Origin of the sequence: Sorangium sp. So ce1153 (assembly GCF_051521595.1) — a bacterium.
Lineage (GTDB): Bacteria > Myxococcota_A > Polyangia > Polyangiales > Polyangiaceae > Sorangium.
Map to the genome: position 1 here is coordinate 1,240,209 of NZ_CP150361.1, position 17,732 is coordinate 1,257,940.

At 71.9% G+C, this 17,732-nt stretch carries 12 protein-coding genes; 8 read left to right on the forward strand and 4 right to left on the reverse strand.

What is annotated here, in order from left to right; genetic code table 11:
• Positions 1–19: 19 nt before the first annotated feature.
• Together WME85_RS04300 and WME85_RS04305 are read right to left on the reverse strand one after the other, a co-directional pair.
• The gene (locus tag WME85_RS04300) at positions 20–556 is read right to left on the reverse strand and encodes a hypothetical protein (protein WP_437835408.1); all 537 of its coding nucleotides are present in this window, start codon (positions 554–556) and stop codon (positions 20–22) included.
• A gap of 269 nt (positions 557–825) precedes the next feature.
• Positions 826–1,446 (reverse strand): glutathione S-transferase family protein, encoded by a 621-nt coding sequence (locus tag WME85_RS04305; protein ID WP_437508966.1) that lies wholly within the window; start codon positions 1,444–1,446, stop codon positions 826–828.
• Between the two features lie 879 nt (positions 1,447–2,325).
• On the opposite strand from WME85_RS04305, the gene WME85_RS04310 reads away from it, so the two are divergent.
• The 6 genes from WME85_RS04310 to WME85_RS04335 all read left to right on the forward strand — a co-directional run bounded on the left by WME85_RS04310 (position 2,326) and on the right by WME85_RS04335 (position 8,945).
• Entirely contained in the window at positions 2,326–2,925 is a 600-nt protein-coding gene (locus WME85_RS04310) for a GNAT family N-acetyltransferase (protein WP_437835409.1), read from the forward strand.
• Positions 2,926–2,991: 66 nt separating this feature from the next.
• The gene (locus WME85_RS04315; RefSeq protein ID WP_437835410.1) at positions 2,992–4,023 is read left to right on the forward strand and encodes a hypothetical protein; all 1,032 of its coding nucleotides are present in this window, start codon (positions 2,992–2,994) and stop codon (positions 4,021–4,023) included.
• 161 nt (positions 4,024–4,184) lie between these two features.
• Positions 4,185–4,775 carry an RNA polymerase sigma factor gene (locus WME85_RS04320; protein ID WP_437307758.1) on the forward strand — a complete coding sequence of 197 codons (591 nt, stop codon included), beginning with the start codon at positions 4,185–4,187 and terminating at the stop codon, positions 4,773–4,775.
• The gene (locus WME85_RS04325; protein WP_437835411.1) at positions 4,772–5,656 is read left to right on the forward strand and encodes a hypothetical protein; all 885 of its coding nucleotides are present in this window, start codon (positions 4,772–4,774) and stop codon (positions 5,654–5,656) included. The genes WME85_RS04320 and WME85_RS04325 overlap by 4 nt, the downstream gene beginning before the upstream one ends.
• A complete protein-coding gene (locus tag WME85_RS04330) occupies positions 5,653–6,699 on the forward strand; it encodes a glycosyl hydrolase (protein WP_437835412.1) in 1,047 nt (348 codons plus the stop codon). Before WME85_RS04325 ends, WME85_RS04330 begins: the two co-directional genes overlap by 4 nt.
• A gap of 113 nt (positions 6,700–6,812) precedes the next feature.
• Entirely contained in the window at positions 6,813–8,945 is a 2,133-nt protein-coding gene (locus WME85_RS04335) for a DUF4082 domain-containing protein (RefSeq protein WP_437835413.1), read from the forward strand.
• A gap of 160 nt (positions 8,946–9,105) precedes the next feature.
• Here the strand turns inward: WME85_RS04335 and WME85_RS04340 are convergent, their stop codons facing one another.
• Positions 9,106–9,594 (reverse strand): N-acetyltransferase family protein, encoded by a 489-nt coding sequence (locus WME85_RS04340; RefSeq protein WP_437835414.1) that lies wholly within the window; start codon positions 9,592–9,594, stop codon positions 9,106–9,108.
• Between the two features lie 517 nt (positions 9,595–10,111).
• On the opposite strand from WME85_RS04340, the gene WME85_RS04345 reads away from it, so the two are divergent.
• Both WME85_RS04345 and WME85_RS04350 read left to right on the forward strand, forming a co-directional pair.
• Entirely contained in the window at positions 10,112–11,335 is a 1,224-nt protein-coding gene (locus WME85_RS04345) for a tetratricopeptide repeat protein (protein WP_437835415.1), read from the forward strand.
• A gap of 188 nt (positions 11,336–11,523) precedes the next feature.
• Complete coding sequence (locus WME85_RS04350; protein WP_437835416.1) at positions 11,524–13,029, forward strand: serine/threonine-protein kinase; 1,506 nt, start codon at positions 11,524–11,526, stop codon at positions 13,027–13,029.
• Positions 13,030–13,140: 111 nt separating this feature from the next.
• Here the strand turns inward: WME85_RS04350 and WME85_RS04355 are convergent, their stop codons facing one another.
• Entirely contained in the window at positions 13,141–17,445 is a 4,305-nt protein-coding gene (locus tag WME85_RS04355; protein ID WP_437835417.1) for a tetratricopeptide repeat protein, read from the reverse strand.
• Positions 17,446–17,732: the final 287 nt, after the last annotated feature.

Sequence of the window (17,732 nt, forward strand, 5' to 3'; positions counted from 1 at the left end):
GGAGGAAGGAGCGCTCGCGTCAGTCCGTGAGGGCCGCGCGGCTCGCGAGCAGCTTGCCGTAGAGCCGCTGCCGCGCGCCCGCGTCGCGAGGCCGGACCCAGTCCCGGCCGAGCGCGGCCCAGTCCGGGTCGTCCGGGTCGAGGCCCAGCGTCCTGATGAAGTCGCCGTCGACGACGAGGAAATGGCGCTTGTAGGCGAGGAGATACCCGCCGCGCTCGGCGCGCAGGGCGCGGGCCTCGCCGTACGAAGCGCACCAGTGGTTGAGGTGGACCGTGCAGCGCGTCGCGTACAGCGCCGTCCCGAAGTCCGCCTCGCCCTCGTCGCCCTGGAGGACGCGCGACGCGTGCTGCCAGCCGCTGAAGCCGACCTCGCGGCCGACCACGGCGAGGCAGTGCTTGCGCTGCACGGTGGACGCGGCGCCCCGCAGCGCCTCGTCGCTCGCCGCGCGGAGCTCGGGGAGCGCGCGCAGGCGCTGGAGCGCCGACGGCTCCTGGGCCTGCACGCGCCGGTGAAGGATCTCCGCCCGGATCTTGAGCTCTCGAATGGGATCGACCATTGCGTTCTCCTCGACGCTGGCCGACACCCGCTCCCTCCGGCCCGAGGAAAAACCGCAACTTCGTCGATCGCAGCGCGCAGGGTGAAGGCTTCTTTTTGGCGGGACGGGCGCCCCTGCGCACCCGGACCGCTAGAATACCCGACGACGCCGCGGGCGCAAGCGGGAGCGGGGATGCGCGTGGAGCAGGCGCGCTGTCATCAGGGGCGCGCCAGGGCGCCCGTCAGTCTCCATCCGCCTGCATCCGCCTGCATCCGCCGCAGCCGCGCGCGTCACGAGAGCGGCAGGTCGACCCAGCGCTCGAAGCCCGGCCGGCGCTTGATGCGTCCGTACCATGCGTCGACGTGCTGGAGCGCGGGCCGCTCGATGGGGAGGTTGTACCACCGCTGCGCCGCCACCCCGAGGGGGATATCGGCGAACGTGAAGTACTCTCCTGCGGCCCACGGGTGGCGCGACAGCTCCCTGTCCAGGATCCCCAGCGCGGCGAGCGCCGCCTTGCGCGCGGCGTCGATCGCGCCCTGATCGCGGCGCTCCTCCGGCGTGCGCACCAGCTGCACAAGGAGCGTCCGGACCGGGGGCCACAGGGTCCCGAACTGCCAGTCCGTCCACGCGTCGGCGCGCGCCCTGTCCGCGAGGTCGCTCGGCTGGAGGGGCGGCGAGCCGTAGCGCGCGAAGAGATACCGCACGACCGCGTGGGACTCCCAGACCACCAGCGGCCCGTCCTCGAGCGTCGGGACCAGCCCGTTGGGGTTGAGGGTGAGGTAGTCGGCCTCCTTCACGCGGCCGAACGGCCCGCCGGCGTCCACGCGCTCGAAATCGAGCTTCAGCTCGTCGAGCGCCCAGAGGACCTTCTGCACATTGGAAGAGTTCTTGTGACCCCAGAGTCTCAGCATGATGTCCCTCGTCCCTCGGCGCCGCTCAGGCAGCCGTCGCCGCCGGTTTCACGAACTTCGCGAACCGCTCCACGTAGAAGTCGACCGGGTTCTGGATGGCGCGCACCGCGTCGCGCGCCTGCAAGGCGTCGAGCCACGCAAGGAGCCTCGTGTGCGGGGCGAGGGGGCGCGTCGTCGGGAGGGTCCGGAGCAGGTAGCGTGCCAGAGCGCTGTCGCCGGAACGGATCGCGATCCGTCATGGTGGACATGGACTTGCTGCGACAGGAGCAAGGTTTGCTGGTGATGTGTTGCTGGGGGAGCAGTCGATCCGGCGTGCGGCGGCGGCCGTGTCGGCGTCCTGCGATGCCGTGCCGGCTTCGTGGACTGCCTGCTGGGCGGCACAGGCCACGTTGGCCTGGCGGGGCCGGCTTGATCGACCGGCGCGCACCCAGAACGCGCGCGCCGGGCGCCGGGAGGGCCGCTGCGGGGCGGAGGGCGAATGACGTCAACCGCCCGGGAGGCGTCGAGCCTCTCGGGCTGGGGGCTTGTTCAGATCTTCATCCTTCCTCCTCGTGCCTTGTTGCGCGCGGATGCGGCGGCGAGCGCCGCGCTCCGCGCCACCCCATCGCGTGGCGCCTCCGCTCGCGCGGGTCATCCGAGAGTGGGCGTGGGCGCAGATCTCCCGCCGACGCGCCGGAAAGGAGCGCCGCTGTCTTCTGCCTCACTCTTCTATGGCGGACGTTAGTCTGTTATAGTGGACATGTCAAGCCGCTGGTCCAGGGAGCGATGACCTCGCGGTGGGATCAAAGCGGTCTGGGACGGGATGGCCGCTGCCAGGGATCGGGGCAGCAGCGATGTGTGCGGGTGTGCAAGGGAGGCTTTCCTTGTAAGCTCGGTGGCGTGACGACGGCTCGCCTCGACGACAGGGAGCGCCCGCCGGCCCGTATCGTGACGGCGCGGCTGACGCTGCGCGCGTGGCGGCCCGAGGATGCTCCCTTGATCAGGGAGGCGATCGACTCCAGCCTTGCGCACCTCCGACCCTGGATGCCGTGGGCCGTCCACGAGCCGTCTTCCATCGAGGCCACCGCCGCGCTCCTCGAGAAGTTCCGGGACGACTTCGCGGCAGGGCGCGACTTCCATTATGGCATCTTCACGCGCGACGAGCGCGAGGTGCTCGGGGGGACGGGGCTACACCCGCGGATAGGTCCGGGCGCGATCGAGATCGGCTACTGGCTGCGGGAGACGGCGACGCGACGCGGTTACGCGACCGAGGCGGTGGCGCGCTTGACCCGGGTCGCCCTCGAGGAGCTCGGGTTGACCCGCGTCGAGATCCGCTGCGACCCGCGGAACACCGCGAGCGCCGCCGTGCCCCGGCGGCTCGGGTATCGACACGTGGAGACGCTCGAGGCCAACGCCCTCACGCCCGCGGGCGAGCCGCGCGACACCATGGTGTGGGCGCAGACCGCGGGGCGCGGCGGGGAAGGCCGGCCCCGTCCCTGAGCGGAGGCGCGCGCCGACGAATGCGCTGGACGGGCCCGAGCCTCTGATCGAAGCCTGGTCGCCACGATGAGCCGCTCGTGGAGCCGTGTGGCGCCCCCCTGCATCGCCCTCGCCGTGCTCGCCGCGCCCGCAGCGGCGAGCGCCGGGGACGACGGCGCGCGCGTGTCGCTGGTCTGGCGCACGCCGGAGGGCAGCGACTGCCCGTCCCGGGACGAGGTGATCGAGCAGGTGCAGAGCCTCGTCGGGCCCGCCCCCACGCGCGAGCAAGCGCCTGTCCGCGCGAGCGCCGACGTTCGTCGCGACGCGGACGGGCGCTGGCGTGTCGAGCTCGTCACCTGGATGGGCTCCTCCCAGGGCGTCCGCGTCATCGAGGAGCGATCGTGCCGCGCGATGGCCGAGGCGACCGTGGTGATCCTCGCGTGGATGATCGACCCCGAGGCCATGGCCGCGCGCGAGAGCGCGACGGGCGCCGGCCCTGCGACGCCCGGACCACCTCCTCCGCCCCGAGCCCGCGACGCAGCCAGCGCCTCGCCTGCTCCCGTCCCGGCGCCTTCCAGGGAGCGACGCGAGCCGGACCCCGGCGATCGCATCACCCTCACGGCGCGCCTCGCGGCCGCCGGCGACCTGGGCACGTTGCCCGGCGCGTCGCTCGGCGTGGGCGCCCGCGTCGCGCTCGGTCATCGCCGCGTGCGCCTCGGCCTCCACGGAGCGCTCTGGCCGGGTCGTTCGACGACGATCGCGTCGGGCCCCGAGGGCACGCCCCTCGGGGGCTCCTTCGGGCTCGCCGTCGTCGGCGTCGAAGGCTGCGGCGAGCCAGCAGCGCTCCCCGTCGCGCTCTGCGGCGGCCTCGAGCTCGATCACCTCACCGGCGCCGGGCTCGGCGTGCGCTTCCCCGCGAGCGCCTCGGCGACGTGGCTGTCCTTCTCCGTGGGGCTCGACGCGCGCTTCTCGATCATCGGCCCCCTCGGCGCGGCCGCCCACGCGGCGCTCCTGATCCCGACGCGGCGAGAGCGCTTCGGCATCGATGACGTGGGCCTCGTGCACCGACCCTCGGCGGTGGCAGGGCGCGCGACCGTGGGGCTGGAACTTTCCTTCTGAGCCGGACAGCCTCTCACGCTCGCTGCATTCTTGCGACGGCACGAGAGCGCCCGAACGATGTTTCCCTCCCCCTCGCTTTTTCGTGACGGATCCGGACGGAGGCGGACAGTTAGCTTCACGTGGTCTTCTCTTTCGCTGCCGGTCGAACCGCGGAGACGCCCGTGTCTCGCGCCCCGTCGAGCCCGCCGCCGGTGAGCGAGCGGGCCCCGGGCGAGCTCACGGTCGAGGCGCTCTACGACGCTCACGCGGACTACGTATACCGGTCGCTGCGCCGCCTCGGCGTCGTCGAGGCGAACCTCCCCGACGCGCTGCAAGAGGTCTTTGTCGTCGTCCACCGGCGGCTCGGTGAGTTTCACGCGCACGCGTACGTCAAGCAGTGGCTCTTCGTGATCGCGCTCCGCATCGCCCGGAACTACCGGCGCACGCTCGTCCGGAGGAAGCCGGAGCGCGAGGCCCTCGCGGCGGGCGTGGATCCGGACAGCCTCGCCGCCGAGCGCTCGGACGGGCCGTTCGAGCGCGCCGCGCGAGCCGAGGAGATCCGCCTCTTCTACTCCCTCCTCGAGACGCTCGACGACGACAAGCGCGAGGTCTTCGTGCTCGCCGAGCTCGAGCAGATGAGCGTGCCGGAGATCGCCGACACGCTCTCGCTGAACGTGAACACGGTCTATTCGCGCCTGCGCGCCGCGCGCCAGGCCTTCGAGCGTGCCCTCTCGCGCTGCCGCGCGCAGCAGAACATGGGGAGCCCCCGATGAGCGAGCTGAGCCGCGAGGCGCGTTCGTTGATCGCGTCAGCCCGTCAGGAAGAGGGCCTCACGCCGGAAGAGCACGCGCGGTACCGCGCGCAGCTCCTCCAGCGGCTGGGCCTCGCCGCGGGGGCCGCGGGCGCCGCCGCCCTGGCCCCGGCCAAGGCCGCCGCGACGGCGGACGCCGCCGCGACCTCGGCCAGCGCAGGTGCGGCCGCGGCGACCGCGCCTGCGATCTCCGCGACCGCGGTGAAGGCAGGCGTGAGCTTCGGGCTGGGGACGCTCGGCGGCAAGATCGCGATCGGGGTGACCGTCGCGGCCGTCGCCGTGACAGCGCACCTCTTCACGCGCGCCTCCGCGCAGCGCGACACGCTGGAGGCGCGCCTGTCCACGAGCGCCGTCGTGACCACGAGCGCCGCGATCGTCGCACGGGTGAAGGGCTCGGTCGCCGGGGCCGAGAGCGCCACGCACGAGGCGCCCGTCGCGCCCGGGCCCGCGGAGGAGCGCGAGGAGCGGCCGGCGCCCTCGCCCAGGGCGGCCGCGCCGTCGAGGAGCGCGAGCCCGTCCTCCGGCGCGCTGGACAACGGCTTCCAGGAGGACGCGAAGCTCCTGCGCGACGTGCGCGCCGCGCTGGGAGCAGGCAAGGACGAGGAGGCGCTCAAGATGCTCGAGGCGCGCCGCGCGAACCCGACCGAAGGCATCCTCGGCCAGGAGCGGGCGGCGGCGCACATCCTCACCCTGTGCCGGCTCGGCCGCACCGCCGAGGCGCGGGCCGCGTCCGAGCGATTCCTGCGACAGCACCCGCGCTCCCCGCTCGGCGAGCGGATCCGGCGCGCGTGCGCGGGGGATGCCCCGCCGGCCCCGGCGCAAGCGAAGGGGAGGCGCGAATGAACCGGCGGCGAGCCTCCGCGCGGCCCGCCGACCTCCGCCCCCTGTTCGGGGCAGCGGCGTCGCTCTTGCTCGGCCTCGGGTGTGAAGCGGGAGGATACTCGTCGCTCGGCAGCCATGGCGCGGGCCTCGGTGGGAATGAGCCCGGCGCACGGCCGGGAGGCGCGCTCTCCGGCTTGCCCTGGCCCTCGGGCACCAACGCGCAAGACCTCGATCGGATCGCCGCGTGGGCGTCGTACCGAGGTCGCCCCGCGGACGTCGTGCTCGCGATCACCGATTACACGAGCTGGCCAGGGATCACCCAGCCGGACGGCGTCCTCGAGGGGCTCGCGGGCTTCGCGGGCAAGCTCGTCCTCGCGCTCCCCTTCTGGCCGAACAGCATCGGCGGGAGCCTCGCGGCGTGCGCGCAAGGCGAGTACGACGATCGCTGGCGCGCCCTCGGCGCGACGCTCGTCGCCCACGATCGCGCTGGCTCGATCCTCCGCCTTGCCTGGCAGTTCAACGGGAACGACGTCGAGTGGAGCGCGAGCGACCCGGTCGCGTGGGTGTCCTGCTACCGGCGTGTCGTCACGGCCGTCCGCGAGGCGGCCCCCGAGGCGCTCTTCGACTGGTCGAGGGGCGCGCACGGCACGAAGAACCCCGCGAGCGGCGACGCCTCCGACGCGTACCCGGGCGACGAGTACGTCGACGTCATCGGCATCGACACCTTCGACATGACGCCCTCGTCTCCCGACGAGGCCGCATGGACCCAGCAGTGCAACGGCCCTGACGGCCTGTGCGCGGTCATCGATTTCGCGCGCGCTCGCGGGAAGCGCGTGGGGGTGGGCCAGTGGGCGGTCGTCACGTGCAACGGCTTCGGCGACGCTGGCGGCGATAACCCGTTCTTCGTCCAGAAGATGCACGACACGTTCGCGGCCAACGCCGACGTGATGGCCTATGAGACGTACTACAACGACCCGAACGCGGGCGAGTTCTGCACGTCTCTGCACGATCCGGTCGAAGCGCCCAGCGCGTCGGCCCTTTACCAGAAGCTCTGGGGGCCCTGACCCCGAGGTCGGCCCCGAGATCGTGAAGTAACAGCACCGCGCCGGCGCTGCGCTCCAGGCGGAGCTCTGCCCGCCAGCGCGAGATCACGCAATGAAACCGAAAGGAGCTCATCATGGCTCGACGTATCGATCTGTTCGCGCGAACGAGGCTGACCACCGCACTGGGAGCCTCGATGATGGCGGTGCTCTCGATGTCCAGCGGCTGCGTCCTCGGGGATGACCTCGCCGGGGCCGCGCTCGATCCGGCCGACACGACGGTCGCGGCGCCGGTGCTCGGCGCGGAGGTCAGCCTGTGGTCGGACGCGGACGTGCCGGCCATCCTGGCAGACAGCGACACCCAGGCGGTCGAGCTCGGCGTGAAGTTCCGGTCGAGCGTCGCCGGTCAGGTCACCGGGGTTCGCTTCTACAAGAGCAGCAGCAATACAGGGACGCACACCGGGCGTCTCTGGAGCGCAGCGGGGCAGGCGCTCGCGTCCGTCACGTTCACGAACGAGAGCGCCAGCGGCTGGCAGGTGGCCCATTTCGACGCGCCCGTCGCGATCCAGGCGAACCAGACCTATGTCGTGAGCTATCACGCGCCGAACGGGCGATACTCGGCGAGCAACAGCTACTTCTCCAGCGCCGGCCGCGCGAGCGGCCCCCTCTACGCCTTCAGGGACGGCGAGTCCGGCGGCAACGGCGTCTACAAGTACGGCGCCTCCGGGTTCCCGACGAGCACGTGGCGAGGCTCGAACTACTGGGTCGACGTGCTCTTCCAGTCCTCGAGCGAGGCGACGCCGCCGGCAGTCGCCATCTCCTCCCCGGCGGCGAACGCCACGCTCACCGGCACGGCGCAGGTGACGGGCACCGCATCCGACAACGCGGGGCTCTCGAAGGTCGAGCTCCAGGTGGACGCCGGGAGCTTCACCACGGTCACCGGCACGAGCAGCTGGACGCACTCGCTGAACACCCTGTCGCTGACCAACGGGAGCCACACGCTGACCGTGCGCGCCACGGACACGTCAGGCAACACCGCGAGCGTCTCGCGCGCCGTGACGGTCAACAACCCCTCCGGCGGGGGCGGGAGCCTGAACCTGCCGCGCGTGGCGTGGGAGGGCGGGCCCTCCTACTACAGCGCGTATTCGTACACCGATGCCGCGGCCTGGGACGACCCGGCGTTCTTCCCGATCGGCGTCTGGTTCGAGGGCGTTTACGGCCAGAGCGACGTCGATCTCGACAAGGACGCCGGGATCAACACCTATGTCGAGCTGACCAGCTCGAGCGACATGCCGCTCATCAAGCGGAACGGGATGTTCGCCATCGCGGGGGTCAGCGGCAAGAGCAGCGAGACGGTCGGCCACATGCTGACGGACGAGCCGGACATGTGGGCCGGGGCGGGCTCCGCCGCGTGGACGGGCAACTATCCTGGCGAGGGCTCCATCTGCAACCCCTCGAGCGCTTCGTGCGGCTACACCGTCATGCAGACGCTGGTGAACGACACGCCATCGGACGGGCGCGTGCGTTATGCGAACTACGGCAAGGGCGTGATGCTCTGGCAGGGCGACAGCGAGGCGCAGCAGTTCGTCAACGCTTATACGCACGTCGTGTCCAATGATCTCTACTGGTACACCGATCCCAATATCTGCGGAGAGATGCAGACGTTCCTCGGCCTCCCGTCGTCCACGTGCCGGCTCGCCGCGAACTACGGGGTGACGATGGACAGGATGCGACACCTCGACGGGATGGATGGCGAGCGCCAGCCGATCTGGGCGTTCATCGAGGTCGGTCACCCCTTCACGGAGGACTGGGCTCCGAGCATCACGCCGGACCAGATCGCCGGCGCGGTGATGTCGTCCCTGATCCACGAGGCGCGCGGGATCATCTACTTCAACCACAGCTTCGGAGGCCCGTGCGAGACCCAGCACGCGCTCCGCGAGCCCTGCTACGCCACGCAGCGCGCCAAGGTCAAGGAGACCAACCTGCGCATCAAGGACCTCGCGCCCGTGCTCAACACGCAGTCGTACGCGTACTCCTTCAACGCGAACCTCGACACGATGCTCAAGGAGCACAACGGCTCGTATTACATCTTCGCGATGGTCGGGCGCGCGAAGCCGACCGGGAGCTACACGCTGACGCTGCCCGCCGGCCTCACGGGCTCCACCGTCCAGGTGCTCCACGAGAACCGCACCCTCGCCGTCAACGGCGGCGCGTTCACGGACTCGTTCGCGGCCGAGTACGCGTACCACATCTACAAGATCACGCCGTGAGCCGGACGGGCAGCGTCCTGCGCTGCCCGGCTCCGCCAGGGCCCGCCGCTCACCCGGCCGCGCCGCGCCACGCGCTCGACCGGGGGCATCGTGGCCGCGCGGCCCGGTGCGCCTGCAAGAGGGGCTAGCGCGCGCTTCCGGTAGGCACGCGGCGCGCTGATCAGAGCTCGAGCGTCATCTCGATCATCGTGCGGCGGAAGCCGAACCGCTCGAACAGGCGCTGCGCGGCGGCGTTCTGCGTCGCCGTGTGGAGCACGACGCGCGGCGCGCCCAGCGCGCGGAGGCGCGCGATGACGGCCTCCAGCAGGATGGCGCCCGCGCCGAGCCGGCGCGCGGGCTCGGCGACGTAGACGTCGTGGAGCACGCCGCAGGCGTCGAGCAGGCTGTTCCAGTCGCGAGGCTCCCGGCGACCGTAGGCATAGCCGACGAGCGCCGGCTCCGCGCCGTCGCGCTCGGCGACCACGATCGCGGCGCCGGGGTTCTGGAGCTCGCTGGTGAGCCAGCGCTCGTAGCCCGGCTCGATCGGCTCCAGGCACAGGAAGCGGTGCGGATCCAGGGCGTGGTGGAGGCGGACGAGCTGCGCCGCGAAGCGCGCCACCTCGGGCATGTCGGCGCGCTTCGCGGGGCGGGTCTTGATGGAAGGGGTCATTCGGCCAGGATAGCGCGCGTGGTGTGGGGTAACGACACCGCGGACGCGAACAGAGGGCCGAATAGTCGATTTCGTGGCAAGAACAGATGAGGCGTTCCTGAGCTCGAGGGGGCGAACGCTCATCATTCGACGGATGCGAAGGGTCGGAAATCTTCAGGCCGTCGTGAGGCGTGCTCCGCCGCGGTATGGACGACAGGAACTCAAGTGGATCGACAAGGACATCCGCGATCCGCAGAGCCCTGCCTCGAAGGCGATGTCGGAGTACTTCGTCGTCGTGGCTGTAGCCGGAGCAACGCGCCTGGGAACCCGCCGGGGGAGAGCAGTGGCGACCGGCAGGCGCGCGGGGCAGCCTGCCATCTCCGGCCCGCTCTGCTTGCGCAGACGGACACCCAGCAGGTCCAACCGGAGGAGAGGCGCTCCGGCACCACCGGGCGGTATAAATGTGGTAGCCTCGCTCGCGGCGCCTTCTCTGGGAGCCACCGTTGACCTGAGATTTGCCTGGAAAGCAGAGTAGCCCGTGCGATCTACCGCTGCAGCTCCCCTCCTCGTGGTCGCCTGCGTCCTGCCCGTGCTGCTCATCCCGTTCCGTGCACGCGCCCAACCTTCCGGGCCGAGCCCCAGTGCGCAGATACAGAAACTCTTCGATCAAGCCAACGCAGAGATGGATGCCGGTCAATTCAGCTCCGCTTGCCCGAAGCTGGAACGCGTAGTCGAGCTGCGGCCGGACGGGCTCGGCGCCCGGTTAGCGCTCGCGGAGTGCTACGAGGGCATGGGCGAGCCCGCACGCGCATGGCAGACGTGTTCTGACGCCAAGCTTGCGGCAGTGCAGGCAAAGAATCGCCAGCGGGAACTGGATGCGGACGGTTGCATGGCCCGCCTCGCTCCAAAGGTCGCGCACGTGATACTCAACGTGGACAACGTTGTCCGTTCGTTGCCTGATCTGGACATCACGCTCGACGGTGGTCGTGTGGGGCCCTCGAGCTGGGGAGCACCGATGGCCGTCATGCCGGGGGAGCACGTCGTGCAGGCGACTGCACGAGGAAAGCTGCCGTGGCGTAAAAGCGTCACGCTACAGCGAGGTGGTACCCTGCAGCCGATCGACGTGAAGGCTCTGACGAATGCCCCGTCCGCAAGCTCCGGAAGCAACGCCGGCGAACCTTCGACCGGCACTCGCGCTGGCACTTCAGGAGTGCCGTCTCCGGCCTCGCAGAAAGGGACTGCTCAGGAAGGCACCGCTGGCGCGAGCACGGCGGAGCAGGGGGTACCTGCGCAGGGCACCGTACCCCAGGGCATATCTCCTGAACGAACGGCGCAGCAAGGCACAGCGCGACAGGGAGCGGCGCAGCAAGGTAAGATCCAGGATGCAGCGCGACGGGGAGTGGCACCGCGAGGTGAGATGCAGGGCGCGGCACAGCGCGTGGCAGGCGCTCCTATGACCAAGCGTGTAGGCTCTACAGGACGAGACAGCGAGGACGGAACCGATTCGCGCTGGCGTGCATTGGGCACCATTGCCTTGGGCTTTGGAGGCGCGGGAGCTTTCGTGGGGACGGTCCTCGGCACGATCGCGCTGAGGGTCGAGGACAAGGGAAACGGGCTAGGCACCGCATCCCTGCTCACCTTGGCGACCAGCGGGGCACTGTTGGCATCCGGTGGCGTTCTGCTCCTCACGTCCGGTCCCAGTCGTTCGAGTGCCAACATCTTGCTGAACCCGCAGGGCGTGTCCGCGCAGCTGAGGTGGTGACCCATGCTCCACGTCTGCTGCCGTTCCTCGTCTAGGACAGCTGCGCCGCGGCAGCTTCACCTCTGCCAGACCGCGCCCGGATCTGGGCCATTTTCCTCTCCGTCGCACGTGCCCTGCATGCGACGGGCCGGTGACTCGGGAAAGGGCGCTGCTCGTACCGGCTGATCACCGTATCTCCCGGAGCACCTATGGATTCCTCGCACTTCTCCCTCCTGCACCCCGGCGCCATCTTCTGCCAAAGATACGAGGTTGTCCGTTGCATCAAGGCCGGCGCGATGGGCGCGGTGTACGAGGTGCTGGACACGGTCACGCACAGCCGCAGGGCCCTCAAGATGATGCTCCCCGGCATCGTCGATGATCCCGACCTGCGCCTCCGCTTCGCCCAGGAGGCGAGGATCACAGGCGGCGTGGAGAGCGACCACATCGTCCGCGTCTCCGATGCCGGGATCGATGCATCCTCCCGGATGCCCTTCCTCGTGATGGACCTGCTCCGCGGCGAGGAGCTGGGCAGCATGCTGAAGCGGCGCGGACCGCTCCCGCCAGCAGAGGTGGTGACCTACCTCTTCCAGGTCGCGCTCGCCCTCGAGAAGACACACGCGGCGGGCATCGTGCACCGCGACCTCAAGCCGGAGAATCTGTTCGTCACGTCGCGCGATGACGGAACTCCCTGCGTCAAAATTCTTGATTTCGGCATCGCCAAGGTGGCGGCGCAGAGCAGCCAGGCCAAGGGAACGGTGCCGATCGGGACGCCGCTCTACATGTCCCCTGAGCAGATCCGAGGGGACGGTGATATCGGGCCGCGGGCCGACCTGTATGCGCTCGGCCACATCGCGCACGCAATCCTGTCTGGGGAGGCCTACTGGACTGTGGAGATGAAGGCCGCGCCTTCTATCTTCCCCGCGCTGTCAAAGATCCTCGCTGGACCGTTCGATCCTCCAAGCATTCGCGCGTCATGGCGCGGCGTGGTCCTGCCCCCAGCCTTCGACGCCTGGTTCCTCCGTGCAACGGCTCTACGCCCCGAGCACCGATTCGAAGGGGCTCGCGCCGCGGTCGCCGCTCTGGCCGAGGCGCTGGGGCTGTCGAGCCCACGCGCCAGTCTGCCATCACATCCCCGCACGCTTTCCGAAGTAACTGTGCCGCTCGAGGGCAACGGAGCCCTGCCAGTACAAGCGCAGGATCCTCAGAAGGGTCACGCAAGCGGCGCGCAGGCTCCAGCTGGCAATGTGACGGGCTCTCCCACGACGATCACCACGCGTGTCTGGAGGCGTCGTCGTCGCACGCTGCTACCCTTGGCGGTCGCGCCGTTCGGTCTCTTCCTGCTTGGGCTCCTTGGTTTCATGATGTGGCGCAAAACCTCCGGGAATGACGAGAACCGGCCGGGTGACGTTTCGCCTGCTCTGGCCAGTGCGGTCTCGAGCACACAGGCGGTTGCGGGGTCTGCGGTCACTTTGACGTCCTCGGCTGCCCCGGCGCCGACGCCGCCTCCTCGGGAGCCTCTTCCCACAGCATCGGCCGCCGTGGCACCTGCGCCGGTGTCCTCGACGAGCGCGAAGCCCGCCGCTGCTTCAGTCGTGGCACCATCCAGAACAGCCCCTGCGTCTGCGGCCGCTCCGGCGAACGCTTCGCGGCCGAAGCCTGCGCCTACGCCCGCGCCGTCGTCGACGGCCGTGCGCAAGCAAAGGAGCATCTTCTAAGCACGCAGCGGTCGCAGGCGCTCGGTATACCGAGACGGCGCGCGAGCCCGGAGCAACACAGCAGCCGACGAGGGGCTCTCGACGCTCTCGAGCGCGCGACGCGCGTGGTGTTCAGCGCCCCTTGCCCGCCCCCAGGCTCTCCAGCGCCTGCTCCGCGTCGCGCCGGTAGGCGTTGTCGGTCGGCGCCGTCTCCAGGAAGCGCTGGTAGTGGCGGACGGCCCGCTCGCGGTCGTTCGTCGCGCGGAGCGCCTCGGCCAGCAGGAAGTGCGCGTCGAACAGCCACGGCGGCGTCGAGCGATCCGGCGCCTCGCCGAGCGTGACCGCCTGCTCCATCTCGCTGGCCGTCCCGGCCCGGTTGCCGCGCGACGCGTAGATCTTCCCGAGGCGGTAGTGCCACTCGGGGACCTTGTCGTTGGCCGCGATCGCCTTGCGCCAGGCCTCCTCCGCGGCGGCCCAGTTGCCCTGATCCTGGTAGCAGAGCGCCATCGTGGCGTACGCCTCGTAGCGCGACGGCCGCTTCTCGAGCGCGATCTGCAGATCGGCCAGCGCGTCGCGGCTCGCCCCCTGCTTCTGCAAGAGGACGCCGCGCTGCCAGTACGCGTCGCCGAGCTCCGCGTCGAGCTCCAGCGCGCGCTTCAGCGCCACCTCCGCGCGCGCCGTCTGGCCCGTCTCGTTGGCGCCCCAGCCGACGTAGAGGTGGTACTCGGCGCGGTTCGGGTCGAGCTCCGAGGCGCGCTCCAGGAAGCGCAGCGCCTCGGCCATGTTCGTGCCGCGGATCAGGAGCGCGCGGCCGAGGAAGTGGTTCGCCTCGGCGGAGTTCGGCTTGTCCTTGAGCACGTCGCGCAGGATGGGCTCCGCCTGGACCGCGTGGCCCGCCATGACCTGGGTCGAGCCGACGCGCAGCTTCAGATCGATGTCGTTCGGCGCCTTGCGGAGCGCGTCGGCGTACATCTCCAGCGCGCGCTCGCTCTGGCCGGTCTCCTCGAAGAGGAGCCCTCGCTCCAGCGCGAGGCCGGGGTAGTCCTTGTCGGCCGCCGTGACCTTGTCGAACACCCGCGCCGCGTCGTCGAACCGACGCAGGCGGCGGTAGGCCACGCCCAGCTTGAACTGGCTGCCGAGGTCGTCCTCCTTGGCGAGCGCCAGCTCGAGCTCCTGCCGGGCCTCGTCGTACCTCCCGGTCTGGAGCGCGACCTCGGCCTTCGCCTTGTGCAGCGCGGGCAGGTCCGGGAACTTCGCGGTCGCCTCCGACAGCTTCGCCGCCGCCGCCTCGTTGCGGCCCAGGCTGGACAGGAGCGACGCCAGCGCCACGTAGGCGTCGACGACCTCCGGGCGGTTCTCGGTCGACTTCACGGCGTCGAGGTACGCCTGCTCCGCTTCCTTCTTGTTGCCGAGCGCGAGCTCGGTGCGCCCGAGCCAGTACGCGACCTGCGGATCCGCCGCGTGCGTCTTCTGCAGCCCCTTCAGGAGGTCCTTCGCCTCCTTCATGCGCTCCTGGGCGAGCCAGGTCTTCGCCTTGCCGAGGTGCGCGGCGAGGTTCTGGGCGTCGGCGCGCGCCGCGGCCTCGAAGCGCGCCTGCGCCTCGGAGTAGCGGCCCGACCGGTAGAGGACCTCGCCGTTGCCGATGAGCGCGCGCACCGCCTGCGGGTCGAGCTTCACCGCGGCGGCGAACGCCTGCTCGGCCGCGCTCATGCGCGACCGGGAGAGGTGGACGGTGCCGAGCAGCGTGTACGCCTCGACGATCTCGGGGTCGCTCGCGGCGGCGCGGACCGGGCCGTCGCCGGTGACCTTGCCGAGCAGGTCGAGCGCCTCCTGCTCGCGGCCCGCGGTCTGCCAGATGAGCGACGCGATCAGGGTCCGCGCCCCGACGTGGTTCGGCGAGGCCTCGACCGCGCTCCTGGCGCTCGCCTCGGCGCTCGCCGAGTCGCCGGCGAGCAGCTGCGCCCGGGCCAGGCCGAACAGCGTGCGCGCGCTCTTCTGGAGGTCGTTCGCGCGCTGCCACGCCGCCGTCGCCTTGGGGGCATCCCTGGCGGCGAGCTCGATCTCGGCGGCGAGGACGGCGACGTCGATGTCGTCCTTGAGCTGGGCGCCGAGCGCCTGCGTCGCCTGACGCGCGCGGGGCAGCTGGCCGGTGGCCGCGTCCTGCGCCGCGACGGCCAGGGTGAGCAGGTCGCTCGGGTGGGAGCTCGCCAGCGTGACCATCTCCTTCCCGAAGGCGTCGTCGACCGTCCGGTGCCCGAACCGGATGCTGCGCGCGAAGGCGACGTACCCGGCGTAGGCCATGGTCGCCCGGTGGCGCGGGGCGTTGGTGCGCGTGGCCTTCGCGTCGTTCAGCGCGCCGTTCGCGGCCGAGGCGGTGTCCTCGGCGAGGGCGGCCTGCGTCCGCTTGCGCAGATCGGCGAGCGCCGCCTCGTGCGTGAAGACGTTGAGCCGATCGCTGATGAGGTTCACGCCGTAGGCGCCGACGTCCGGGACGAGCGCGAGCGCGCCGCCGCCCACGGCGGCGACGGCGAGCGCCGCGACGACGTAGCGCTTGATCTTCGACTTCTGCGGCGGCGCTTCCTGGGCAGGCGCGGGCTTCTCGGCCTGCGCCTCCGGCCCGGCGCTCAGGTCGCCGATCTCGGTGCCGGCGCCGGTCAGATCGACCTCGTCGCCGACGCTGGGGTGCGGCTCGCTGAGCTCGATGCCGCGATCGTCGTCGTCGACCGGCGTCTGCGTGAAGTTCGCGGAGCGGTCGGACGGATCGTAGACGGCGGGCGCGGCGCCGGCGGGGAGCTGCGAGACGCTCTCCCCGAGGGCGATCTCGTCGCCGAAGTCGGCCGGGGGCATCGCGCCGCTGCTGGGGGGCTCGGGCGCCGTCGGCGGGAGCGGGCGCGGCCCGGGCGCCTGGAACGCGGCGCCGACGCGCGAGTCGTCGTAGTCCGGCGGGGCCTCGTCGAAGAGCTCGGCGCCGACGATGGTGCCCGGCCCGGCGGGCAGGCCGGTGCCGGTCGCCTTCGTGGGGAGGCCGGTGCCGGCGGCCCTCGAGGGGAAGCCCGCGGGCGCCGCGGCGGGGAAGCCCGCGGGGGCGGTCGCAGGGAAGCCTGCGGTGGCCGGGGCGGGATAGCCCGCGGCGGCCGGGGCGGGATAGCCCGCGGCGGCCGGGGTCGGGAGGCCTGTCGCGGTCGGCGCCGGAAGCCCGGCGCGAACCGGCGACGGGAGCGGCGCGGAGGCCGGCACGGGCAGGCCCGCGTCCGAGAACGGGGAAGGCATGCCGATGACGCCCGGGACCGAGCTCGGCAGATCGCCGGCGACGATGGGCAGGTCCCCCGACGAGGGCAGGTCGGCCTCGCCGTCGCCCTCGAGCGGCAGCTCGAGCTCGCCGAAGCCGAACGACATCGAGCCGCTGCTGGAGCGCGCCGGCGGGGCCGGGGGCGCGTCGTCGTCCAGGTCGCCGAAGTCGTACTCCGGGGCGACGCGCGGCGGCGCGACGTCGCCCATCCCGGCGGTGCGCCCGCGGCCGAGCGGCTGCGTCGTGGCCCCCGCGCCGCGCGCGCCCGGCGCCGAGCCGCGCCCGCCGAACCCCGCGTCGCGCGAGCCCGGCGCCGACTCGCGCCCGCCGAACCCCGCGTCGCGCGAGCCCGGCGCCGAGTCGCGCTCGCCGAAGCCGGAGTCCCGCGGGCCGAACCCGAGGGTGCGCCGGCTGCTCGGGGGGAGCGGATCGGCCCGCGCCGGCAGATCGGTGTCCGCGAACGCCGCCGGCGTCGCCGGGGCGGTGCGGGACTCCGCGCGCGATCGCGCCGGGAGCGCCACCGGCGCGGAGGGCACATTGCCGTAGACGACCGGCAGGTCGTCGGGGTCGAGCCCTTGCGCCTCGACGTCGGTCGGGCTCGGGAGCTCGACCATGAGGTCGATCTCGCCGAAGCCGCGGCGCTGCGGCACCGTCTTGGCGTTGCGACGATCGGACGGGGCCGGGCGATCCGGCACGTCGGGCAGGCCGATCTCGCCGAAGACCTCCGGCCCCGGCGGCTCGGGGCGCGGCGCGGGCGGGGCCGGCGCTGCGGCTGCCAGCGGCGTCGGCGCCGCGGGGGCCGTCGGCGCCGCGCGGCGGGGCGGCGTCGGCGCCGGCGGTGGCCCCGGGCGCCGGGGCGGCGCGACCGCGGGGAACGCGATGTCCTCCGCAGCGGCCACGGGCAGATCGGCGTCGTCGTGCACCGCCGGCGCGCTCCGCTCGGAGAGCTGAAGGCCCCCCGCTCCAGCCCGCGGCGCGGGCGTCGGCGCTGGCGAAGGCGGGGGCGTCGGCGCAGGTGTCGCGCCCCCCTTCGTCACCAGCAGGCTCGTGCCGCACTTCGGACAGCGCATCCTGAGCCCCGTTGGGGGAACGCGCTTCTCGTCGACCTGGTACGGCGATTTACATCCGTCGCACTCGACCTTGATCATGCTCCCCGACCCGATGCGGGCCCTGCGAGTGCCTCCGCAGGCCCCTTCACGCTCGTTCGGCCTGCGACAGGCCGGGATGCCCCGACATCCGCTTCCCTTACTAGCAGGGCTTGTGGTCCTTGGATCGCCTCTTCTACGGGCCCTCCTCAAATCGACCACGGCGTCCGTGTGTCCGGGCATGCCGCGTGCCCGCGTCCGGCGTGGCGCGCGTCATCGGACGCGCCGGGGCGGCCGGGGCCAGGGGGCGCGGTGGCCTGCGCGGGGCGTGAGGTCAGCGATGCGGCGCG